Source organism: Polynucleobacter necessarius (assembly GCF_900095175.1).
GTDB lineage: Bacteria > Pseudomonadota > Gammaproteobacteria > Burkholderiales > Burkholderiaceae > Polynucleobacter > Polynucleobacter necessarius_I.
In genome coordinates this window covers 761,016-784,784 of record NZ_LT606946.1, presented here as the reverse complement: position 1 = coordinate 784,784, position 23,769 = coordinate 761,016, and the positions used below count along the sequence as shown (strand labels likewise).

The following is a 23,769-nucleotide window of genomic DNA, read 5'->3' as shown; positions in this document are numbered from 1 at the left end:
ACTCAACTTAGCAGGTCGAGTATTTAGATAAGCACTGCACCATCTGAGCAAAAATGCGTGGGTTTGCACACATGACTTCACCACTTTGCAAGAAGCCCTCTTCACCACGGTAGTTGCCAATGAGTCCACCGGCTTCAGTAATTAATAAAGCACCTGCAGCCATATCCCACGGTTTGAGATCGCCTTCAAAGAATCCATCGTAACGACCTGCAGCAACATAGGCCAAATCGAGAGATGCAGCACCAGGACGACGCAGGCCCGCACAATTGCGTGACATATCAGCAAAGATTTTTAAATACTTTTCTAAATCCTGATCTTCCCGATAAGGAAAACCAGTACCGAGTAAAGAATTAGCTAAACGATCTTGAGTAGCAACACGCAAACGCCGACGATCTAAATAAGCGCCAGCGCCACGAGTTGCGGTAAAAAGTTCATCACGGGTTGGGTCATACACCACTGCTTGCTGAGTGATGCCGTTGACTGACAGGGCAATAGAAACTGCATATTGCGGGAAGCCATGGATAAAGTTGGTTGTGCCGTCTAAGGGATCAATGATCCATACGTTTTCAGCATCGGTATTTTGAGCGCCCGTCTCTTCAGCCAAAAAACCATGTGTTGGATAAGCCTCGCTGAGCGTCTCAATAATGGCTGCTTCAGCCTGTCTGTCCACCTCCGTAACAAAGTCATTATGTTGTTTGCGGTCAACCTGAAGGCGCTCTAAATTGAGAGAAGCCCTATTAATCACGGTTCCGGCACGACGGGCAGCCTTAACGGCCACATTTAACATGGGATGCATAGTATTGATGGACAAATTAAATAAGAACAAGCTCACCAAATTGCAAACTGCAGGACAATAAGGAGCTAACACCCTGATTCTAAACGATTGCTCATTTAAACACCCAAGCCCCTAGAGAATTCCTGTTGATATGAATACCGCACAAGCTCAATTACTGCGCTGGGTTTTGGTTGAAACCAGCCACCCTGGAAACGTGGGTTCAGCTGCGCGTGCACTCAAAACCATGGGATTTAGTGATCTGCGACTGATTTCCCCAAAGATTTCGAGGGTCGCCCAGGCGTCTGAGGCAATAGCCCTAGCTAGCAGGGCCGTTGATATCCTGGAATCGAGTCAAGAGAGCGCATCACTGGAATCAGCCGTTCAAGACTGCCCCCTAGTCCTGGGCTTAACTAGTCGTGATCGTGAATTTGGACCACCAGCAATCAACTAGGTAGATGCCCGCCCCCTCATTCAGGCAGCCATTGCTGGCAAGCGGCGTGTGGCTCTTCTATTTGGGCCCGAGCGCACCGGCTTAGATAATCACCATCTCTCACTCTGCACCCACCGGGTTTGGCTCGATGCAAATCCACGCTATCCATCTCTAAACCTTGCTCAAGCCATGATGGTTTGTGCCTTTACCCTCAGGGAGGCCTTGGGTAACGATGAGAGGGCTGGACCAATTAATTCAAACCTTGAAGCGGTGGATTATGCCGATCCTGCTGCTGTAGCCGCCATGCTGGAGCACTGGCGTGAGGGGCTAGAGGCGCCATTGGCTATCTTGATCCTGCCCAACCCCAAAAAACTCATGCCACGCTTACAAGCGCTATTTGCCAGAACTCGTCTCCACAAAGAAGAAATCGATCTTCTACGTGGCATTGCTAAGCAGATGCTCTTAAGAAAATAAATTCGGCCTTTACCCGTTAAAATTCATTTATGTTCAATTCACTTTTCGACCAAGTCGATTCCATCATAGTGCGTGACCCCGCTGCGAGAAATCGTCTCGAGGTCATCACCTGCTACCCAGGCTTGCATGCTGTCTGGATTCATCGAGCATCTCATGGTCTGTGGAACTTGGGCTTAAAATGGATTGCACGCCTTCTGTCAATGTTAGCCCGCTTCATTACCGGCATTGAAATTCATCCTGGAGCAAAGATTGGTCGTCGTGTTTTTTTAGATCATGGCCTAGGAATCGTGATCGGAGAAACTACCGAAATTGGTGATGATTGCACCATCTATCAAGGTGTTACTTTGGGCGGAACTTCTCTCTACAAAGGCGTAAAGCGCCACCCTACCTTAGGTAAAGGTGTAGTGATTAGTGCGGGAGCAAAAGTTCTTGGCGGCTTTACTGTGGGTGATGGGGCTCGAGTTGGATCTAATGCCGTAGTCCTGAAAGAAATTCCCGCCGGAGCAACTGCAGTCGGAATTCCTGCTCGCATCCTGCATCCGGATTTACCGCAGGCAAGCACACCAGACAGTAAAGTGAAAGAGTACTTCTCCGCTTATGGCGTAACACCCAATGTAGATGATCCAGTATCTATGGCATTGAAGGGCTTGATTGATGCGACTTTAGAGCAAGAAGCCAAAATTGCAGCTCTTGAAAAAGTAATCGCTACATTAAGCAACACACCAGCATCTAATGCCAGTGAATCAAGCGACACCAAGCGTGACCTTGGTGCTTTAAAAGAATGGCTTAAAGAATAAGTTAATGCAGGGTTGGTGATGGGCCACCAGGATTGATAGTCTTATCTACAAAGTCATCATCACCATCATCAAGCTCATCGGCATCATCAGGCATTCCAAATGCTTCGCTACCTTCAGCATGGCGATTCTCAATTTCTTCATCAGTTGCAGCGCGAATATCTTCTACCTGCACCCAGAATCGCAAAGCCATACCAGCCAGTGGATGATTACCATCTAAGACCACTTGACTATCTGCTACATCGGTAACGGTATAAATCAAGGGCTCGTCATCCACATCACTAGACTCACCCCCTTCTTCAGCATCTGGCACACCCTCAAACTGCATACCTACTTCCAAAGGCTCCGGAAAACGCGCGCGTGGCTCAATCTTCAATAATTCTGGGTCGTACTCACCAAATGCCTCGCTCGGCTCAAGCTGAATGCTGGCCTCGTAGCCCACATCTTGCCCATCTAATAGAGCTTCAATCTTCGGAAAAGTGCCCTCATACCCTCCATGCAGGTATACCATCGGAGAATCTGGTTCCTCGATAATATTGTTTTGCGCATCGGTTAATTTGTAGCGCAGGGATACAACAGTATTTTTTTCGATCTTCATACGTAATTCATTCAACATTGTGCTTTAAACAGCTTCTGACTATATGAACTCATTTTACTTGAGGCAAGCCCTACGATCCTCCTCAGGCGCCTCAAAACCTCCCTCTGGATGTCCCATGGGTTCTTCTGGGGGCATCAGCCCTGAGAAGTTCATGAAATCCTATTGGCACAAAAAACCTCTATTGGTGCGCGGCGCCATCCCCGCCTTTGAGCTTGCAAAAAAATAGGTGAGCCCTTGGGTAGCGCAATATCCCCTGAAGAGTTATTCAAAATCGCAGGTGATGATGCTGTTGAATCCAGATTGATTAAGGCCAAGCCCTGGAGTTTTTCAAATGGGCCCTTTAAAAAGAAATCCATCCCACCACCTGAGTCGCCGGACTGGACACTCCTGCTTCAAGACATGGAGGGAAGACATCCAGCGGCAGCAAAATTACTTACTTGGTTTCGCTTTATTCCAGATGCTCGCCTAGACGATTTAATGATTAGCATTGCGGATCCAGGAGGAGGAGTCGGGCCACACTTTGACTCTTATGATGTCTTTTTAATTCAGATGTCAGGACGTCGGCGCTGGCGTATTTCCGAGCAAAAGGATTTAAGCCTCAATCCCAATCTCCCTTTAAAGATCTTGAAGAACTTTAAAGTTGAACAGGAGTGGGATCTGGAGCCAGGCGATATGCTGTATCTACCTCCCCACGTTGCTCACGATAGCATTGCTTTAGATGGAGGCTGTCAAACTTGGTCAGTTGGTTTTAGAGCTCAAAGTTATAAAGAAATCCTACAAGAAGGTTTGTGGCGACTAGCTGAATCGCTTGAGGATATCCCCGAGCTAGAGCAGCGTTTTGCTGATCCAAAGCAAAGAGCAACTCACAGTCCAGAACAACTTCCAGAAGAAATCATTGCGCAGGTAACTGCAAAATTAAAAGAACTGAAACTAGATCGCGTAGAAACTTTTCTTCCTGGTATTACTGCCTACCTGAGCGAACCAAAACCCCAGGCATTTTTTGATGGTTCCGCAAATGATCTTTCCCTCAAAGAATTTAAGCTTCAAATCTCCAAGCAAGCTCTGCTTCCTCACCCCCAAACACGACTACTAGCACTGGGTGGAAGGATTTACTGCAACGGAGAGGATGTCACTAAAGCGCAAGATAAGCAAACACAGGCGGCTTGGTCCAAACTGGCCGCTAAGAGGAGTCTCAAAGGCTCCTTGGGCGGAATTGGAGCCAACAACAGTCTCTTTGAGGCCTATGAGGCTGGCTGGCTGGTTTTCTAGCGCTAAATAAAGAAATGGCTATAATGTCTACTGGAAACTACCTAAGGGGTAACCCTGTAGCTTCCAAGTATTAATAACCGATTATTAATGATAATTTTTTAAGAGGAAACTACAAATAAAGAAGTCACTCACACTCCTAGCAATGTTGGCAATCGCTTTGGCCGCTTGCGGTAAAAAAGAAGAAGCAAAACCTGTAATAGCTGCTCCAGCCGCTGATGCTCCTGCTGCTGCTCCAGCCGCTCCTGCTGACGCTAAGAAGTAATCTTCTTCTTGAAGAAAAAAAGCCGCTGAAAAGCGGCTTTTTTATTGCTTCCGTTTTTTAAGGTGATGCTTATCGAGACATTTGTTCGGTAAGCAAAGTTAATAGTTGTAATCCAGCAGCAGAGTTTTCAGGCTTGCCATCAGCATTTTGAACATAAATACTTGAAGAATTATCGCCAGTAGATTTAACCACTACGAGATATTTCTTTGCCTTCAAGCTAGTGCCATCCTTACTACTAAATAGGTTAGAGAAGAATCCTTTGGTATCGCCTAAATCTTTAGGATTAACATATCGAACGTAGTAAATACCATTAGCGCGGTTACGATCTTCAACTGTAAAGTTAGATCGATCCAAAGCAAGGCCAGTGTCACGCCATGCACAATCAAATCCTGCTGCCATTTCAATATAGGCAGCATTAACACCCTCTTGGACTAACTTCGCTTTTGGTGTCTTAGTGCCTAGTGGTGCCGCAACTTGAGCCTTAGCCATTTCCTGCGTCATTCCTAAGCGTTCCATCAAGCGCGCCAAGAATGCCGCCTCTAACTCAGGATCGTTTGGACGAGCAGTCCAGATAGTAGAGATACAGGCACCGGTACTGTCAGTTGTACATTTTTCAAGAGCCCCGCGTTGAGTAATGTAGACCTCAGTTTCACCAGGCTTATTCACCTCAAGACGGGTCTTGTATTTATCACGTTCACCGGTGTCATAGATTGAATCTAAGGCACCACCAACAATATTGCGAATAAAGTCTTGTGGAATCTTAGCCCGATTCTCTGCCCAGTCCGTTTCCATGATGCCGGTAGAGGGTGAATCAACAACTAGCAGAAAGCCGTTCTCTTGCCAGAAATCTTTGATTTGTGGATACAGCTCTGGAGCAGGTTTTTCGACAACCAACCAACGACGTTCCCCATCACGAGCAATGCGCATACCCGGAATGCCTGTCATGACATTCTTGCGTGTCTGCACTGATTTTTTTACAGCAGCGTTGTACTCAGACATCGTGGCCGAGCCATCTTGAACGATATACCTACGATCAGCCTGAGCTGTAATGAGGTCTGGAGGGTAGGACAAATTAGGCCCGCGAACAGCACCAGCAGATTTGTAATCAACCGTATCGTTCGTGGTTACCGATTTACACCCCAGCAGAGAGAGACTTGTAAAAGAAATAATAAATAAAGTTGCGCAATGCTGGCGCAAGAGTTGCATCACATTCGTCATAGTAAGCCGGCCTGTTTCATTGCAGTCTTCAAAGGTTCACGCAAAGCAACACCCAAAGGGGTTAAAGGTAAACGAATTCCAGCAGTGACTTTGCCCATTTCATGCAGGGCCCATTTCACAGGAATCGGATTTGCCTCAGTAAACATGGCTTTATGTACAGCCAGTAATTGGTATTGAATAGCGCGTGTCTTGACAACATCATCCGACATTGCTGCCTGACACAATTGATGCATTAGACGTGGGGCAATATTGGCAGTTACGGAAATATTACCTTTACCACCCATCAACATGAGCATTGCTGCACTCAAATCGTCACCAGAAAATACTGAAAAATCAGCATGTCCAGCACGTTTGAGATCAGCCAACAATAAAGTACCGCGTTCAATGCTGCCAGTAGCATCCTTAATGCCGATGATGCCCGGTACCCCAGCCAAACGAACAGTGGTCTCACCAGCAAGATCCGCGACAGTTCTGCCTGGAACGTTATAAAGGATTACTGGCAAATCAACCGACTCCGCTATTTTCTTGAAGTGGGCATACATGCCCTCTTGAGTTGGCTTGTTGTAGTAAGGAACAACCTGGAGGCTGGCGTCAGCACCAACCGACTTGGCGAAATTTGTTAACTCGATTGCTTCGGTAGTGGAATTTCCACCAGTGCCGGCAATTACTGGAATGCGTCCAGCAATGTGCTCAACGGTGACTTTAATCAGTTCACAATGCTCTTCTACGGATACAGTGGGAGACTCTCCGCTCGTACCAACGATGACGATTCCATCGGAGCCTTCAGCAACATGCCAATCCAGCAAGGAACGTAAAGCTGGAAAGTCCAGACTTCCATCCTCGAACATCGGCGTCACAATGGCAGGCATACTGCCTGCAATAGGCTTTTTATTAGCTTGGGATTGTGTTTTAGTGGTCACTGAATGTGTCTGAATTATCTGAATGTTAACCACCAAATTGTAACGGAACGTACCCTTTTAAATGCCCTTTTACGGCACAAATCCGCTGAACCATGGCTGGTTTAGGTTGATCAAGGTAAATATCTTCGTAGGCTATCACTTTAAGGCCAGAATGCTGCGCCAAAGCCAGTAATTCCCCTGGTTTTAGCAGGAAATTGGGGTTTGAGGGTTTGCCAAACTCAGCATTTCCATCGGCAAAGGTTTCATAGATCAAAACGCCACCCTCAGTCAGCATTTTGGGCAATTCATCCAAAAATGGGCGGTATAGATAATTCGTCACCACAATCGCTGAAAACTGTTGGTTTAGCAAAGGCCAGCCCGAACCCTCAAGATCTAGTGCTTGAATTTGGATGGAGCTACTTTGAAGCGGCTCTACTGCAGAAATGTCTTGGTCAACAGCCAGAATATGGTGGCCCAAAGCGGCTAATAAAGCAGTATGTCTACCTGCTCCGCAGGCCAGATCTAAGACTCTGCCATCCCTTGGAATCACTGGTGCAAAACGCCTTACCCAGGGCGAGACAGCTGCAAACACTTCGTGGCTTGTCATCAAGAAAACCTTAGTCGTACGCCAAGCCCATGGCCTCACGAACCTCGCGCATTGTTTCTTGAGCCACCTTGCGAGCCTTGTCAGAACCATCCGCAATGATCGAGCGCAGTAAGCTAGGATCGTCCAAGTACTTCTGAGCACGTTCAAACATGGGCTGCTGTTCAGCAAGAATCGCATCAATCACAGGTTGCTTGCACTCCAAACAGCCAATACCTGCAGACTGACATTCTTTTTGAACCCAAGCCTTGGTTTCATCGTTGGAGTAGACAGTATGCAGCTGCCATACTGGACAACGCGCAGGATCACCTGGATCAGTTCTACGCACACGCGCAGGATCGGTTGGCATGGTACGGATCGAACGAATCACCTCTTCTGGCTTTTCGCGAATGCTAATCGTATTGCCATAAGATTTGGACATTTTCTGACCATCAATGCCTGGCATGCGTGATGCCGTTGTCAGCAAAGCTTGCGGCTCCGGCAGAATAATTTTGCGAGCACCCTCTAAGAAACCAAACAATCTCTCACGGTCGGCCATAGAGAGGCTTTGCGCTTCTTGTAACAAAGCTTTGGCCTCTTCTAGCGCCTCATCATCGCCCCGCTCCTGAAAAGCCACGCGCAACTCGGCGTACATCTTGGCGCGTTTGCTGCCTAATTTTTTAACTGCCTCGAGCGCCTTCTCTTCAAAACCAGGTTCGCGACCATAAAGATAGTTAAAGCGGCGCGCCACTTCACGTGTCATCTCTACGTGTGGCACTTGGTCTTCGCCTACCGGAACAAACTGCGCGCGATATATCAAAATATCAGCAGCCTGTAACAAGGGGTAACCCAAGAAACCATAGGTCTGCAAATCTTTTTCTTTGAGTTTCTCGATCTGATCTTTATAGGTTGGTACACGCTCCAACCAACCTAGAGGCGTACCCATGGACAGTAATAAGAAGAATTCTGCATGCTCAGGTACCTTGCTCTGAATAAATAATGTAGCTTGGTTTGGATCAACACCACAAGCCAACCAATCAATCACCATATCCCATACCGATTGCTCAATCACATCCGGGGTTTCATAATGAGTTGTTAAGGCATGCCAGTCTGCTACAAAAAAGTAGCAGGGATACTCAGACTGCAAGCGAACCCAATTCTTTAAAACACCATGGTAGTGGCCGAGGTGCAAGCTACCAGTAGGTCGCATGCCAGATAGAACACGTTCTGCAAACATCTTGATCTTTATTCTTTAAAGGTAATTAAAACTAGTTAAGCAAATAGGAGAAATCGGTTAATGGAAAAGTGACCAAACAGGGGTTAAGTGATCAGGCAAATGTGGCAAGGTACCGAGATCAATATAACTCTCTTCTGGATCATGAAAATCCGATCCTCTAGAGGCTAAAAATCCATAGTGCTGAGCAATCTTGCCATAGGTTTGATGTTGATTTGGACTATGACTGCCCGTAATCACCTCAATCGCTATGCCGCCGATTTCTTTGAAGTGCTTATAGAGCTCATCCATCTGCATAGCGCTCAGCTTATAACGGCCAGGATGCGCAATCACCGCAGCACCACCAGCACCCTTGATCCAAGCAACCGCATCATCTAATGTTGCCCAGAGGTGAGGAACATAACCCGGTTTGTCTTCTACTAAATAGTTTTTAAAGACTTGATCGGTATCGCGACATACGCCCTGCTCAACCAAAAAGCGTGCGAAATGCGTGCGAGAAATAAGTTCTTGATTGCCGGCAAAATGCAGCGCGCCTTCATAGGCACCCGGGATACCCGCTTTTAATAATTGTTCGGCCATCTGCTTAGCGCGGTTACCGCGACCCTCGCGAGTCAGACGCAAGCCCTCCAAAATTCCTGCATGAGCAGCATCAATTCCCAAACCAACAATGTGAATAGTCTGACCCATCCAGGTCACAGAAATTTCGACCCCAGAAAGATAATCCATACCCAGCGAGCTTGCGGCGGCCTGAGCTCTCTGCTGCCCACCCAATTCATCATGATCGGTTAAAGCCCATAAACGCACACCATTCGCATAGGCGCGTTCGGCTAACTGCTCTGGTGTTAAGGTTCCATCAGAAACAACGGAATGGCAGTGTAAGTCTGCGTTGAGGCTGGAATTACTGGTCATGACCCTATTTTAGGTCAAGCTGGTGTCAATTACCCGGCGAGGTGCATCTAGGTAATCACGAGACTGCATCTCAATTAGGCGAGAAACCGTCCTGGAGAACTCACTGGTAATTTGGCCTTCAGTGTACAAATCTACCGCTGGGACCTCTGCAGAGATGATTAATTTGATTTTATGGTCATATAAGACGTCAATGAGCCAAATAAAGCGGCGTGCTTCATTGGTCATTCTGGGGGGCATATAAGGCACTCCTGACAAAATGACCGTATGAAACTGGTTCGCAATCTCCAAATAGTCGTTTTGCGACCTTGGACCGCAGCAGAGTGTCTGAAAGTCAAACCAAACTACACCCTCGGCCATGTGCAAAGGCCTTAATTCTCGAGACTCAATGCGAAGTACGGGTTTGGTAGTTTCTTTTTGATTACCTATTAAGGTTTTGAACATCTGGATTAATACAGTATGGATCTCTGCATTGACCGGTGTCAGGTAAGCCTCAACTTGGGCCATCTGTACACGGCGGTAGTCATTTCCCGCATCCACATTCATTACATCGAGCTGCTGTTCTAACAATTTGATTGCTGGCAATAAACGATCGCGGTGCAAGCCATTTGGATAAAGCTGGCTAGGCTGATAATTCGAAGTCATCACAAATTGGACGCGATCCTCAAAGAGCGCGCTCAACAGGCGATACAAAATCATCGCATCAGCAATGTCGTTGATGTGGAACTCATCAAAACAAATCAGTCGATATCTCTTGGCAATTCTTTTAGAAAGCTCATCTAGTGGATCAGCCATACCGGAGAGCTCATGAAGCTCACGGTGCACCTCGCGCATGAACTCATGAAAATGAATGCGAATCTTTTTTTCTAAGGGAGAAGCTGCATAAAAACAATCCATGAGAAAGGATTTGCCACGACCTACTCCACCCCATAAATACACGCCACGGGGAAGTTTAGGTTTAAAGAGTTTCTTTTTTAAGCCATTGCTACGAATTTCTTTATAAGCAATCCACTCATCTTCACAGCGCTGCAAGCGCTCAACAGCAGCAAGCTGCGCGGGATCACTTTGATACCCGCGCGCCTTTAACTCTTGATGGTAATACTCTAATGCTTTCAATTACATGTTTAATGCGCGTTTATCCGTCGCTAATGCTGCTTCGCGAACCACTTCCGATAAGCTTGGATGTGGATGACAGATACGAGCAATATCTTCAGCTGCAGCTTTAAACTCCATCGCTACGGCTGCTTCTGCAATTAAGTCGGAAGCATTTGGTCCAATAATATGAACACCTAAGATTTCATCGGTTTTTTCATCGGCCAATACTTTGACAAAGCCATCAGCACGATCCATGCCTAATGCACGACCGTTAGCAGCGAATGGGAACTGACCTGCTTTATAAGCAATGCCAGCCTGTTTTAGCTGCTCTTCAGTTTTACCAACCCAAGCAATTTCAGGATCTGTGTAGATTACCCAAGGGATACAGTTGTAGTCGATGTGCGGTTTTTGACCGGCAATCGTTTCGGCAACGAGCACGCCTTCATCTTCCGCTTTATGGGCCAGCATCGGTCCACGTACAACGTCACCAACGGCGTAAACGCCAGGTGCCGCTGTAGCGCAAGTGTGATCATCAATTGGAATGAAGCCACGCTCATCCACTTTGAGGCCAATCTTATCGAGACCTAATTTTTCAGTATTGGGAACGCGACCAACTGAAACGATTAGACGGTCGCACTCTAATTTCTGAGCTTTGCCTTCACTATCGGTGTAGTTGACAACTACGCCTTTTTTATCAGCCTTCACTTCGCCAATCTTGACGCCCATATTAATTTTGAGGCCTTGCTTGGTGAAGATCTTTTGTGCTTCTTTAGCAATACCTTGATCACATGCGCCCAAGAAAGATGGGAGCGCTTCAAGAATAGTTACATCAGAACCAACGCGGCGCCAAACAGAACCCAACTCCAGGCCGATGACGCCGGCACCAATGACGCCCAGCTTCTTCGGAATAGAGTCAAACTTCAGACCGCCTTCGTTATCGCTAATTAATACGTTATCGACAGGAATGCCTGGTAGGTGACGTGCTTTAGAGCCAGTAGCAATAATCACGTTTTTAGCAGTAACTACTTCCTTGTCTTTGCCGTCAATCTTTACTTGATAGCCATCGGCGCCCTTGCCTTCAAAAGAAGCATGGCCTTTTAACAAAGTAATTTTGTTCTTACGGAACAAGAATTGAATACCTGCAGTCATCTTGGTCACAATTGCATCTTTGCGAGCAATCATCTTGCCGGAGTCCAACTTCACTGATCCTACAGTGATCCCATGGTCAGCAACATGATGACTAATCTTCTCAAACTCTTCGGAAGATGCAAGCAAGGCTTTAGAAGGAATACAGCCCACGTTCAAGCAAGTCCCGCCTAAGCGTGGCTCACCTTTTGGATCGTCGTAAGCGTTCGACTCAGCACAAGCAACTTTAAAACCTAACTGCACTGCACGAATCGCGGCGATGTAGCCACCAGGGCCACCGCCGATTACTAATACGTCAAATGATTGGCTCATGTTCTTTCCTCTTACAAATCAAGGAGGAGACGTGAAGGATCTTCCAATGCATCCTTCATAGCAACCAAACCAAGAACTGCCTCACGACCGTCAATGATGCGGTGGTCATATGACAAAGCTAGGTAGTTAATTGGACGAATCACGATTTGACCATTCTCAACCACTGCACGCTCTTTAGTTGCATGAATACCCAAGATTGCAGACTGTGGAGGATTAATAATTGGGGTAGAAAGCATAGAGCCAAATACGCCACCGTTAGAGATGGAGAATGTACCGCCAGTTAAGTCCTCTAATGACAACTTGCCTTCACGTGCTTTAGCACCAAACTCAGCAATCTTCTTCTCGATATCAGCCAAGTTCATTTGATCAACGTCACGCAGAATCGGAACAACTAAACCGCGCGGTGAACTTACAGCAATACCAATATCAAAGTAACCGTGGTAAACAATGTCATTGCCATCAACAGAGGCATTCAACAATGGGAATTTCTTCAAAGCATGAGTAGCAGCTTTAACAAAGAAAGACATGAAGCCCAACTTCACGCCATGCACTTTTTCAAACTGATCTTTGTACTTGTTGCGCATGGCAATTACTGGAGCCATGTTGACTTCATTGAAAGTGGTCAAGATAGCGTTGTTTGCCTGTGACTCAAGCAAGCGCTCCGCAATACGAGCACGCAAGCGGCTCATTGGTACGCGCTCTTCTGGACGATCGCCTATTGGAATCGGCGCGCTTGGCAACGCGGCAGATTTTGTACCACCGGCAGTAGCATTTAAAGCGTCGCCCTTAGTAATACGGCCATCACGTCCGGAACCAGCAACTTGACCAGCATCGATATTTTTCTCTGCGAGGATTTTTGCAGCAGAAGGTGCAGCAGCAGCGCCAGATGATTTAGCGGCTGGTGCAGCTTTAGCAGGTGCGGCAGCTGGGGCTGCTGCTGGTGCTGGCGCTGGCGCTGGTGCAGCAGCAGCTGCAGGAGCGGCAGAAGCAACAGCAGTGCTGTCAATTTTCGCAATCAACTGCTCAGCAACAACAGTACCGCCGTCAGCAACTACGATCTCGGTGAGAACGCCAGCGGATGGAGCCGGAACTTCCAACACCACTTTGTCAGTTTCAATTTCAATCAAGATCTCATCTTGACCGACGGCATCGCCGACTTTCTTTTTCCATTGCAACAAAGTAGCTTCTGCTACTGACTCGGAGAGTTGGGGAACTTTAACTTCAAAAATAGCCATGATTAATCCTATTTAGTGTTTGTATGTTGAGTGATGTCTACGATTACTTCGTAATGACATAACCCTTTAGTTTTGCGAATGCTGCTGCCAGGAGAGACTTCTGTTGTTCTTGATGGAGATGGGCATATCCACATGCTGGTGAAGCTGATGCTGGACGACCCGCATATCCCAACTTCATACCTTCAGACATGTTCTCCAAAATATTGTGCTGAACAAAGAACCAAGCGCCTTGGTTTTGAGGCTCATCCTGACACCACACAACCTCTTCGAGATTTGGATACTTCTTCAACTCAGCAGTCAATGCTTTATGCGGGAACGGATAGAGCTGTTCCAAACGAATAATCGCCACATCGTCAAGTTTTTTCTCAGCACGTGTTTTGGCTAGATCGTAATAAACCTTACCGGAACACATTACCAAGCGAGTCACCTTCTTGCCATCGATACTGTCATCACGCTCTGGAAGAGTGGTTTGGAAACCACCCTTAGTAAATTCAGTTAATGGTGAAGCAGCTTCTTTATTGCGCAACAATGATTTTGGTGTCATCAAGATCAGCGGTTTGCGGAACTGGCGAATCATCTGACGACGCAATACGTGGAAGATCTGCGCAGCAGTAGTTGGCTGAATGACCTGCATATTGGTATCAGCGCATAACTGCATGAAGCGCTCCAGACGTGCAGATGAATGCTCAGGTCCTTGACCTTCATAACCATGAGGCAACATCATGACCAAGCCGTTTGCACGACCCCACTTCACTTCGCCTGAGGCAATAAATTGATCGATCACCACTTGAGCGCCATTGGCAAAGTCGCCGAACTGGGCTTCCCAAATGGTCAAGGTATTAGGCTCAGCCGCTGCGTAACCATATTCAAAACCAAGCACAGCCTCTTCCGACAAGATGGAATCAATTACCAAGAACGGGGCTTGATCTTTAGCAACATGCTGAAGTGCAACATAGGTACCTGTATCCCACTTCTCACGATTCTGGTTATGCAGCACAGCGTGACGGTGTGTAAAGGTGCCGCGACCGCTATCCTCGCCAGACAAACGCACCGGATAACCACTTGCTACTAAGGATGCGAAAGCCATGTGCTCACCCATACCCCAGTCGATATTGGTTTCGCCGCGACCCATAGCAGCACGGTCGTTATAAACCTTGGCTACCAGTGGGTGTGCCTTAAAGTCTTCAGGAATAGTAGAAATCTTTTCAGCTAAGCGCTTCCATTCAGTTAATGGAATAGCGGTATCCGCTTCATCAGTCCACTTCTTATTCAAGAATGGTGACCAATCTACGGCAAACTTACCTTTGAAGTTACTTAACACTGGATCAGAAGTTTGCTTGCCGGTATCCATTGCAGCGCGGTACTCTTTCACCATCAAATCACCAGTACCAGCAGGCAAAACACCTTGAACCTCTAACTTATCGGCATAGTGCTTACGTGTACCAGGATGAGCTGCAATGATTTTGTACATCAATGGCTGCGTCATTGCTGGAGTGTCTTGCTCATTATGGCCCAGTTTTCTGAAGCAAACGATATCAATCGCTACATCCTTATGGAACTGGCTACGGAACTCGACAGCCAACTTCGTTGCCAACACTACTGCCTCAGGATCATCACCGTTGACATGCAATACCGGTGCATCAATCACTTTCATGATGTCGGTGCAATACAAGCTTGAGCGCAAGTCGCGTGGATCGGATGTTGTGAAACCAATTTGGTTATTGATCACAATGTGAATCGTGCCACCAGTAGAGTAGCCGCGAACTTCCGCCATCGCTAAGGTCTCTTGCATTACACCCTGACCTGCAATCGCAGCATCACCGTGTACCAATACAGGCATTACTTGCTCACCCAGCAAATCGCCACGACGCTCCATACGAGCACGTGCTGAACCTTCAACTACTGGATTCACAATCTCTAAATGCGATGGATTGAATGCCAGTGACAAGTGAACTGGGCCGGCTGGAGTGGAAATATCGCTAGAGAAACCTTGGTGATATTTCACGTCACCTGCAGGCAATGTTTCTGGGCCCTTGTGCTCAAACTCAGCAAACAAATCCGTAGGCATCTTGCCCAAGGTATTAACCAACACGTTGAGACGACCGCGATGGGCCATGCCAATCACAATCTCTTGAACACCCTTGGCGCCTGCCTCACGGATCAACTCATCCATACAGGCGATGAAGCTTTCACCACCCTCAAGTGAGAAACGCTTTTGACCAACATACTTAGCCTGGAGATAACGCTCCAAACCTTCAGCCGCAGTCACGCGATCGAGAATCTGACGCTTTTGGTCCACATTGAAATGCGGAGTTGAGCGGATGGACTCTAACTTCTCTTGCCACCACTTTTTAATCTTTTGATCAGCAATAAACATGTACTCGGCACCCAAAGTGCCGCAATAAGTTTCGCGCAACGCTTGCAATAAATCACGCAAGGTCATTTCATTCTTGCCGAAGAATGTATTGCTGGTGTTAAAGACGATATCCATATCGCCATCGGTAAAGCCATAAAAGGCTGGATCTAATTCAGGAATATCCGGCCGCTCTGTGCGTTTCAACGGATCAATATCAGCCCAGCGATTACCAACGTTGCGATACGCGGCAATCAACTGCTGAACAGCTACACGCTTGCGGCCCATCTCAGAGTCGGCTGAATCAGCGGACACTGTGCGAATAGGACCTTGCTTCGCACGCTCAGCAAGGGAAGCAATAATAGGTCCATGGGCAATATCAGTTCTAGACGAACCATCGACCGCTGGAATTTGCTTCACATTATCAAAATAATCTCGCCAGTGATCAGCTACAGAAGCTGGATCGTGCAAGTAGGATTCGTAGAGCTCCTCTACGTAGGGTGCGTTTCCGCCGAAGAGATAGGAATTATCTCTTTGATCCTGCATCATGATGCTCACCTTTCATCGGGTTTCCCGAATAAAAGCTGTGGTTAAAACCATTCGCTCTACGGCTAAACCGCTTTACGAATTGATCTGTGCGAATACTGTTACAACACCGTTAATTTAACACGATTACCCATTGATCCATAAAGTGCTTTCCCTGATTTTGGAACTTCAGGGATATTTCCCTATTTAGATCATGAATAAGAAGTTTCCTACCTTGATTTAAACCTCTCCTGACAGATTCTCTTGGATTTGATTCGTATTCTCTAAATCTTCAAATGAATTAATAAGATTAAGGACATATGAAAGCGATTACCCCAGATTTGGAATATCTAAGCACCCGTCAAAGCGCCAAATTATTACAGGTGTCACTTGGCACAGTCCAGAAAATGGTTGAATTAGGTGAATTAATCGCCTGGAAGACTCGGGGTGGTCATCGCCGCATTTTGGCTAGCTCACTAGATCAGCAACTTGCCCGCCGTAAAAGGACTATGCGCCAAAAAACCACTCAAAACTGTATTGCAATGGGTATATTCAGGAGGGTTGAAAACAGCCATGAATTACTTGAATCTATTCAATGCTGGCAGTTAAAGGTGGATATGGAGGTTTTTCTGTTGATAGCCTTGAAGGCCTAATGAAGGCTGTTTCCATTACCCCGGACTTGATATTCCTAGATGCCCTAATACCTCCAGTTGAGCAAGTGCATTTGATTCATTATTTGAGCAAAAACAAGGACACACAACGCATTCCTATTTTAGTAGATGAAGGATTTATTCGGCTGCACCCTGGGGTGATGGGACTTGCAGATGAAAATACTGTCAGCATGAGATCACAGTACCCAGAAATCCTCCAGGAGGAACTCCAAAACGGTCTCATTGACCAAAATCCCCACATTATTGGCTATCCAGCTACCAATCCAGAGCTTGAAGCCAGTCCCGGCCAAAATCGGCATAAACTTTTGGAACCGCTATTTATACAGGCCTTAAACAGGAAATGTGCCTAGGGCCTAAATCACAAGCACTTAAAATTAAAGGTTACTCAGCATGCACTGAGTAGCCTTTTTATAATTAAATCTATTTAAATCAGAATCTTAGATCAAGAAGTTACTACGATCTCTACCCTCAATCCATTTTGGAGCCTTGCCACGACCGGTCCAAGTATCACCAGTTGTAGGATTGCGATACTTAGGGGCCACCTTACCACTAGAGCTACGTGCGCCGGCTTTACGGCTGAATAAATCTGAAGCTGTTAGGTCATATTGCTCAATAATCAGTTTGGCTTTAGCGATACCATCAGCTTTTTCACGCAAAACTGCTTCTTTAATCTGTTTATCCAACAATTCACGTTGGGCTAAAAGTTCTTTATAAGAAGACATGTATTAATTTCTTCGAATATTAGTTTTATGGAATAAAAAAAATTAGTTATTCCTGAGCAACCATTATATGCGGGGATTAATAATTCAGGATATATATTTAAATATGCTTTATATCCTATGATAAAAAAAGGGGTTTTAGCCATTATCATTATATAAACGACATAATCATTATAAATACTATATTGATTATGAGCATTTATTGGCTATCTTCTAAGCATAAATGTACCGCTAGATTTAGCAGTAACTTCACCAGCCTCATTTAAAACTACGGCCTCACAATAATTAATCGTTTTACCGCATTTCAGGACGCTACCCTCCACCACGATCTTGCCAACGCTCGGACGCAGAAAGCTGACGCTCATATCAATGGTCATTGCGCCAAGAGGCTGATCAACAGTGCTGCGTGCCGCTGCCCCCATAGCAAAGTCCAAAAGGGTCATTACAACTCCGCCATGAGCAATATGAAAGCTATTCTCAAACTCGGGCTTAATCACCAAACTAATACGTGATTTACCCCCTTCAGCATACTCAGGCACAACCCCTAGATGAGCCAAAAAAGGAATAGTTAAACCAAAATAAGTAGTGTTGTTTGAGCTGGATGTCATAGCAATTTTGAAATTGAGTGAATGGTCGGGGCGAGAGGATTTGAACCTCCGATCACATGCACCCCATGCATGTACGCGGCTGCGCTACGCCCCGACGAGAAACAAAATTGTATCAGTAACTATTTGGATAGAATTTGCAGAACGGCCTGCAATTCATCGCGCAAGCGAAGCTCACCACGAGCCTCATCTAGGCGATTTCTGGCGCCGCTGATCGTGAAACCTTCCTCATACAGAAGCGACCTAATCTTGCGGATTAAAACAACTTCATGATGCTGATAGTAACGACGATTACCTCGACGCTTTTGAGGGCTTAGCTGTGAGAACTCCTGCTCCCAATAGCGCAATACATGGGAACGAACGCCGCAAAGGTCTGATACCTCACCAATAGTGAAATAACGCTTAGCAGGTATTGGGGGGAGCTGAGAACTGAGCAGCGCCGACCCAGCATCAAATACTGTTTTCTCGAGCATGTGACTCAACTACATCCTTGAGCTTTTGGCTTGCGCGAAATGTAACTACGCGACGCGCTGCAATAGGAATTATTTCACCAGTTTTAGGGTTACGACCTGGGCGGGCTGATTTATTACGTAATTGGAAATTACCAAAACCAGAAATCTTCACCTCAACCCCTGCTCCTAAAGACTGTCCAATGCGATCAAAGAAGGCATCAATCATATCTTTAGCTTCGCGCTTATTCAGACCAACTTGATCAAAGAGAGCTTCCGAGAGCTCATTCTTGGTAACGATATCGTTGCTAACTAAATCATTCATGGCGGAAGTCTCTTTGTAATATCTTTTACTAATATTAAACCTAGCGCAGACGGGCTGCGCAATTTTTCTCAAGTGCAGCCAATAAAGATGTCATCACCGCTTCAATTTGGGCATCCTGCAGGGTTTCTTGCGGATTCAACAAGGTTACTCGGAAGGCCAAGCTTTTCTCATCATCAGCCATGCTGCTTGAACCAGCTTTTGGCTTGAACTCATCAAATAACTCGATTGCTTTAACAAAGTTTTGCTTTTTTGCGTTCATTGCATCTAACAAAGCCTGCGATGAGACTGCCTGCTTCACTACTACCGCCAAATCACGCTGCACTGCAGGAAACTTACTTAACTCTTCTGGCTGCGGAATACTGAGATTGCGAATAGCCTCTAAATTCATCTCAAATAGAACTGGTGCTTGAGCTAACTCGTAAGCTTGTTGCAGTCCAGGATGCAATTCACCAATCCAACCAATATTTTGTTTGCCAGTTGGGGTTACTAATTGAATTTGCGCACTACGGCCAGGATGCAGTGCAGGATGAACGGCTGCCTCAGTCGTGAAATGCAGGGGATCGAGCACGCGCTCTAGGTCACCCTTCACGTCAAAGAAATCCACTGTGCGATCCGCACTTGCCCACTGTTCAGGAACAAAGGAGCCATAAGCCAAACCACCAACTTGCTGCGGCTGATGAAAACCAGCTACCTTGCCATCTTCTTCTTGCGCGCTCGCATCACGCTTGAATACGCGACCGGTTTCAAATAAACGTACACGGCTAGCACCACGATTGAGGTTGGACTTGAGATTACCCAGTAAACCACCCCAAAGATTGCTACGCATCACGCCATACTGACTAGCAATTGGATTGAGTACAGCAATTAAATTCTTTTCAGTAGCGGCGGCTAAGCGTTTCTCACTCTCTACATCAATAAAACCAAAATTTACAGCCTCTTGATACCCTTGCAGAGCTAAGCGCTGACGCAATAAGTGCACTCCACGTTTTGCCTCAGCTTTGGCACTCATCTTTAAGGACGAGACAGGCGGGACATCAGGAATATTTTCAAAGTCGTACATGCGTGCGACTTCTTCAATGAGATCTTCTTCAATTTCGATATCAAAACGATAGCTTGGGGGTGTAACGACAAATACATCACCCTCTTGTTTGAATTCAAAACCAAGACGTTTGAATACATCGGAAACCACTTCTTGAGTGAGAGGAATACCAATCACTTTTTCCGCCCTAGCCAAACGCATTTTTACTGGCTTGCGCTCGGGGATAGCTAATACCTGATCATCAATCGGGCCAACTTGGCCACCACACACTTCAACAATGAGGACCGTTAAATACTCTAAACAGTTAGCTGTGTTTTGTGGATCAACACCACGCTCAAAACGATGGGCTGCATCGGTGCTGAAATTAAAACGACGTGCACGACCTTGAATTGCTGAAGGCTGCCAATAAGCCGCTTCAACATAAATATTTTTAGTGTCGTCAGTCACAGCGCAATGATTGCCGCCCATGATTCCGGCTAAAGCCACTGGGCCATTTTTATCTGCAACTACACCAGCATCCTGCATCTTGCCTGCAGAGTCTGGGCCTTGCAGAGTAACTGTCTGGCCATTTAATAATTCAAGAGTTTCGCCTGACTTTGCCCAACGTACAGAGATATCACCAGTCAATTTATCAATGTCGAATACATGGGTGGGTTGCCCCATCTCCAACATGACATAGTTAGACAAGTCGACTAAAGGAGAAATACTTCTTTGGCCTGCATTGCAAAGACGTTGAATGATCCAATCGGGTGTTTCAGCTTTTGGATTGACGCCACGAATCACGCGTCCTGCAAAACGACCACAAAGATCAGTATCTTCAATAGTGACTTTCAGCTTGTCCTGGATAGCAACATCTACAGGAGTCCACTTAGGTGCACACAATGCAGCACCGGTAATTGCCGACACTTCACGAGCCATACCCATGAGCGATAAACAATCTGCTTTATTTGGAGTCAGCTTGATAACAAAGATCTGATCATCTAGGCTTAAGTATTTGCGAATATCCTCGCCCACTGGTGCGTCTAAAGGTAACTCCAGAATACCTTCGTGATCATCACCAAGACCAAGCTCACGACCAGAGCACAGCATGCCTTGACTTTCGACACCGCGCAGCTTGCCTACCTTAATCATGAATGGCTTGCCACCCGCTTCTGCTGGCGGCAATTCAGCACCAACTAATGCGCAAGGAATTTTGATACCTGCGCGAGCGTTTGGTGCTCCGCAAACAATTTGTAATTCTTGGCCAGTACCAGCATCAACTTTACAAACACGCAGGCGGTCTGCATCAGGATGCTGTTCAGCAGAGAGGATTTGCGCAACAACAATCTTTGTAAATGGGGGCGCTACAGAATGCTGCTCTTCAACCTCTAGGCCAGCCATAGTCATTGCATGACCTAAGGCATTGCTATCCAGCGAAGGATTTACATATTGGCGTAACCAAGATTCAGAAAATTGCATATGCGCTATCTACTATTAGAAGGTTGGCAAATTAAGCTGGAAATTGCGCCAAGAAACGGAGATCGTTCTCAAAGAAAAGACGTAAATCATCTACGCCATAGCGCAACATCGTCAAGCGCTCTAAACCAGAGCCAAAAGCAAAACCGGTATAGCGCTCTGGATCAATACCCATATTGCGCAATACATTTGGGTGAACCTGCCCCGCTCCAGAAATTTCCAACCAACGGCCGGCTAACTTACCGCTACCGAAGGCCATATCGATTTCAGCTGAAGGCTCAGTGAATGGGAAATACGATGGACGGAAACGAACTTGTAATTCATTCGTTTCAAAAAAGGTTCTTAAGAAATCGGTATACACACCCATGAGATCAGCAAATGAAACGCTCTCTGCAATCCATAAACCCTCAACCTGGTGAAACATTGGTGAGTGAGTTGCATCGCTATCGACACGATAGGTTCTGCCTGGGGCAATCACTTTGATTGGCGGCATCACATTAGCATGGGCGTATTTCTTGACATGCTCGCTCGCATAACGAATCTGAATCGGGCTGGTATGGGTGCGCAATAACAAAGGTTTCCCATTGGAATCTTTGCCATCGATATAGAAGGTGTCCTGCATTGAACGCGCAGGATGATTCTCGGGACTATTTAAGGCGGTGAAATTAAACCAATCGGTTTCAATTTCAGGGCCATCAGCTACATCAAAACCAATCGAGCGGAAGATCTCTTCAACGCGCTCCCAGGTGCGCATCACAGGATGCAAGCTACCTACCGCTTGGCCACGGCCAGGCAAAGAGACGTCAATGGATTCCGCCGCAAGACGTTGCAGCAATACCGCATCAGCCAATGCTTGGCGACGCTCTTGTAATGCAGCTTCAACTTGGGTTTTGATTTGATTAATTTGGGCGCCAGCAATCTTGCGCTCATCAGGCGACATTCCACCAAGCGTTTTTAAACGCTCAGTGAGAACACCTGACTTACCGAGATACTTGGCTTTCGCGTCCTCTAGAGCTGCCGCGTCGGCAGCCCCGAGGAAATCACGTTTAGCATCCTCGACAATGTGGTCGAGAGAAACCATTGCAGCTTAGTTTTTTAGTGAACTAAGAATTAAGCTGCAGCGTTTACTACGGACTTGATCCGAGTAACCAAAGCAGCGAAAGCTGCTTTGTCAGCAATGGCCATATCAGAAAGCACTTTGCGGTCGAGTTCGATCGCAGCCTTCTTCATACCATTCATGAATACGCTATAGGTCATGTCATGCTGACGAACTGCCGCGTTGATACGAGCAATCCACAATGCGCGGAATACACGTTTCTTGTTGCGACGGTCGCGGTATGCATATTGACCAGCACGCATAACTGCTTGCTTAGCAATACGGAATACATTTTTACGACGTCCACGATAGCCAGTTGCGGCATCGGTGATTTTCTTATGACAGGCTCTTGCTGTAACCCCACGTTTGACTCTTGGCATTTATTTCTCCTAATCTAGTCTGAGGTTAAGCGTATGGAAGCATGGAGCGAATTGACTTAACGTCTGCCTTCGCAACTTCTGTAGAACCACGCAAATGACGCTTGTTCTTTGTGGTCTTCTTGGTGAGGATGTGGCGTTTGAAAGCCTGGCCTCGTTTGATCGTTCCGCCTGCGCGAACCGTGAAGCGCTTTTTAGCGCTACTCTTGCTCTTCATCTTGGGCATAAAGCACCCCTTCAATTACTTGTGCAACATAGGTGGTAACCGACGGTTACGCTTCCTGTACCTAGAAGCACTTCTAACTACCAGAGCCCTTGTTACTTCTTAGGAGCTCCTCCCTACTTAAACAACAAACCCAATCTTGCGATTCGGCTTATTACTTAGCCTTACGAATGGGGGCCAATACCATCACCATCTGGCGACCCTCCATCTTTGGAAACTGCTCTACTTGACCATACTCAATCAGGTCCGACTTCAAACGTTCCAACATTCTGACTCCGATTTCTTGGTGGGCCATTTCACGACCCCGAAACCACAGCGTAATCTTTGTCTTATCGCCATCTTCCAAAAAGCGGATTAGATTGCGTAGCTTCACACCATAGTCACCATCATCTGTGCCGGGACGGAATTTAACTTCCTTCACCTGAATCACTTTTTGCTTGAGCTTAGCTTCATGCAAACGTTTGGCTTCTTGGTACTTGAATTTGCCGAAGTCCATGATGCGGACTACAGGTGGCACAGCCGTCGGAGCAATTTCAACCAAATCGGTTTCTTTCTCTTCTGCTAAAGCCAGGGCTTCACTCAACTTAACTACACCGATGGGCTCTCCATCCAGTCCAATCAGACGCACTTCAGGAGCAGTAATCTCCCGATTTATGCGCTGCGATTTATCAGTAGCGATCTTCTTAATTCCTTTAAAAAAAC

Annotated in this window: 23 protein-coding genes, 1 tRNA gene and 2 pseudogenes; 5 read left to right on the top strand and 21 right to left on the bottom strand. The window is 46.5% G+C overall.

Annotation, left to right across the window (positions count from 1 at the left end):
* Positions 1 to 7: 7 nt before the first annotated feature.
* Entirely contained in the window at positions 8 to 796 is a 789-nt protein-coding gene (locus DXE44_RS04055) for an inositol monophosphatase family protein (protein ID WP_114652838.1), read from the bottom strand.
* Positions 797 to 926: 130 nt separating this feature from the next.
* Between DXE44_RS04055 and DXE44_RS04050 the strand changes: the two are divergent.
* Positions 927 to 1,679 (top strand): annotated as a pseudogene (locus DXE44_RS04050) (RNA methyltransferase).
* A gap of 29 nt (positions 1,680 to 1,708) precedes the next feature.
* Entirely contained in the window at positions 1,709 to 2,476 is a 768-nt protein-coding gene (gene cysE, locus DXE44_RS04045; RefSeq protein ID WP_114652836.1) for a serine O-acetyltransferase, read from the top strand.
* Position 2,477: 1 nt separating this feature from the next.
* On the opposite strand, the gene DXE44_RS04040 is transcribed toward cysE, so the two are convergent.
* A complete protein-coding gene (locus DXE44_RS04040) occupies positions 2,478 to 3,071 on the bottom strand; it encodes an FKBP-type peptidyl-prolyl cis-trans isomerase (RefSeq protein ID WP_162785919.1) in 594 nt (197 codons plus the stop codon).
* 234 nt (positions 3,072 to 3,305) lie between these two features.
* On the opposite strand from DXE44_RS04040, the gene DXE44_RS04035 reads away from it, so the two are divergent.
* Entirely contained in the window at positions 3,306 to 4,340 is a 1,035-nt protein-coding gene (locus DXE44_RS04035) for a cupin domain-containing protein (RefSeq protein WP_231970569.1), read from the top strand.
* 331 nt (positions 4,341 to 4,671) lie between these two features.
* Here DXE44_RS04035 and bamC read toward each other — a convergent pair whose 3' ends face one another.
* The 9 genes from bamC to DXE44_RS03990 form a co-directional block, all read right to left on the bottom strand.
* On the bottom strand, positions 4,672 to 5,820 hold the full coding sequence (gene bamC / locus DXE44_RS04030; protein ID WP_114652833.1) for an outer membrane protein assembly factor BamC: 1,149 nt from the start codon (positions 5,818 to 5,820) through the stop codon (positions 4,672 to 4,674).
* Positions 5,817 to 6,689: a 4-hydroxy-tetrahydrodipicolinate synthase gene (gene dapA, locus DXE44_RS04025; protein ID WP_114654339.1), complete on the bottom strand. Its 873-nt coding sequence runs from the start codon at positions 6,687 to 6,689 to the stop codon at positions 5,817 to 5,819. Before dapA ends, bamC begins: the two co-directional genes overlap by 4 nt.
* A 76-nt stretch (positions 6,690 to 6,765) precedes the next feature.
* Complete coding sequence (locus DXE44_RS04020; RefSeq protein WP_114652831.1) at positions 6,766 to 7,326, bottom strand: class I SAM-dependent methyltransferase; 561 nt, start codon at positions 7,324 to 7,326, stop codon at positions 6,766 to 6,768.
* A gap of 10 nt (positions 7,327 to 7,336) precedes the next feature.
* Entirely contained in the window at positions 7,337 to 8,539 is a 1,203-nt protein-coding gene (locus DXE44_RS04015) for a tryptophan--tRNA ligase (protein ID WP_114652830.1), read from the bottom strand.
* A gap of 57 nt (positions 8,540 to 8,596) precedes the next feature.
* Entirely contained in the window at positions 8,597 to 9,445 is an 849-nt protein-coding gene (locus DXE44_RS04010) for a 3',5'-nucleoside bisphosphate phosphatase (protein WP_114652829.1), read from the bottom strand.
* Between the two features lie 9 nt (positions 9,446 to 9,454).
* A complete protein-coding gene (zapE, locus tag DXE44_RS04005) occupies positions 9,455 to 10,558 on the bottom strand; it encodes a cell division protein ZapE (protein ID WP_114652827.1) in 1,104 nt (367 codons plus the stop codon).
* Positions 10,559 to 11,995, bottom strand: coding sequence for a dihydrolipoyl dehydrogenase (gene lpdA / locus DXE44_RS04000; RefSeq protein ID WP_114652825.1), 1,437 nt, complete (start codon positions 11,993 to 11,995; stop codon positions 10,559 to 10,561).
* Positions 11,996 to 12,006: 11 nt separating this feature from the next.
* Entirely contained in the window at positions 12,007 to 13,230 is a 1,224-nt protein-coding gene (gene odhB, locus DXE44_RS03995; RefSeq protein ID WP_114652824.1) for a 2-oxoglutarate dehydrogenase complex dihydrolipoyllysine-residue succinyltransferase, read from the bottom strand.
* Positions 13,231 to 13,273: 43 nt separating this feature from the next.
* Complete coding sequence (locus DXE44_RS03990) at positions 13,274 to 16,132, bottom strand: 2-oxoglutarate dehydrogenase E1 component (protein ID WP_114652823.1); 2,859 nt, start codon at positions 16,130 to 16,132, stop codon at positions 13,274 to 13,276.
* A 296-nt stretch (positions 16,133 to 16,428) separates the two neighbouring features.
* Here DXE44_RS03990 and DXE44_RS10580 point away from each other — a divergent pair.
* Together DXE44_RS10580 and DXE44_RS10310 are read left to right on the top strand one after the other, a co-directional pair.
* Positions 16,429 to 16,608, top strand: a pseudogene (locus tag DXE44_RS10580) (excisionase family DNA-binding protein); the annotation flags it as partial.
* 95 nt (positions 16,609 to 16,703) lie between these two features.
* Positions 16,704 to 17,129: a response regulator gene (locus DXE44_RS10310; protein WP_197712834.1), complete on the top strand. Its 426-nt coding sequence runs from the start codon at positions 16,704 to 16,706 to the stop codon at positions 17,127 to 17,129.
* Positions 17,130 to 17,216: 87 nt separating this feature from the next.
* Here DXE44_RS10310 and DXE44_RS03980 read toward each other — a convergent pair whose 3' ends face one another.
* The 10 genes from DXE44_RS03980 to infC all read right to left on the bottom strand — a co-directional run bounded on the left by DXE44_RS03980 (position 17,217) and on the right by infC (position 23,755).
* Positions 17,217 to 17,501, bottom strand: coding sequence for an H-NS histone family protein (locus tag DXE44_RS03980; protein WP_114652821.1), 285 nt, complete (start codon positions 17,499 to 17,501; stop codon positions 17,217 to 17,219).
* 203 nt (positions 17,502 to 17,704) lie between these two features.
* Positions 17,705 to 18,106: a PaaI family thioesterase gene (locus DXE44_RS03975; RefSeq protein WP_114652820.1), complete on the bottom strand. Its 402-nt coding sequence runs from the start codon at positions 18,104 to 18,106 to the stop codon at positions 17,705 to 17,707.
* 22 nt (positions 18,107 to 18,128) lie between these two features.
* Positions 18,129 to 18,200: transfer RNA gene (locus DXE44_RS03970), tRNA-Pro, on the bottom strand.
* Positions 18,201 to 18,225: 25 nt separating this feature from the next.
* A complete protein-coding gene (locus tag DXE44_RS03965; RefSeq protein ID WP_114652819.1) occupies positions 18,226 to 18,576 on the bottom strand; it encodes a MerR family transcriptional regulator in 351 nt (116 codons plus the stop codon).
* Positions 18,554 to 18,877, bottom strand: a complete 324-nt coding sequence (locus DXE44_RS03960; protein ID WP_114652817.1) for an integration host factor subunit alpha — start codon at positions 18,875 to 18,877, stop codon at positions 18,554 to 18,556. The genes DXE44_RS03965 and DXE44_RS03960 overlap by 23 nt, the downstream gene beginning before the upstream one ends.
* A 40-nt stretch (positions 18,878 to 18,917) precedes the next feature.
* Positions 18,918 to 21,374: a phenylalanine--tRNA ligase subunit beta gene (gene pheT / locus DXE44_RS03955; protein WP_114652816.1), complete on the bottom strand. Its 2,457-nt coding sequence runs from the start codon at positions 21,372 to 21,374 to the stop codon at positions 18,918 to 18,920.
* Positions 21,375 to 21,405: 31 nt separating this feature from the next.
* Positions 21,406 to 22,452 (bottom strand): phenylalanine--tRNA ligase subunit alpha, encoded by a 1,047-nt coding sequence (pheS, locus tag DXE44_RS03950; RefSeq protein ID WP_114652815.1) that lies wholly within the window; start codon positions 22,450 to 22,452, stop codon positions 21,406 to 21,408.
* Between the two features lie 29 nt (positions 22,453 to 22,481).
* A complete protein-coding gene (gene rplT / locus DXE44_RS03945) occupies positions 22,482 to 22,847 on the bottom strand; it encodes a 50S ribosomal protein L20 (RefSeq protein WP_114652813.1) in 366 nt (121 codons plus the stop codon).
* Between the two features lie 25 nt (positions 22,848 to 22,872).
* Entirely contained in the window at positions 22,873 to 23,070 is a 198-nt protein-coding gene (rpmI, locus tag DXE44_RS03940; protein WP_011902674.1) for a 50S ribosomal protein L35, read from the bottom strand.
* Positions 23,071 to 23,221: 151 nt separating this feature from the next.
* Entirely contained in the window at positions 23,222 to 23,755 is a 534-nt protein-coding gene (gene infC / locus DXE44_RS03935) for a translation initiation factor IF-3 (RefSeq protein WP_415065525.1), read from the bottom strand.
* Positions 23,756 to 23,769 lie beyond the last annotated feature (14 nt).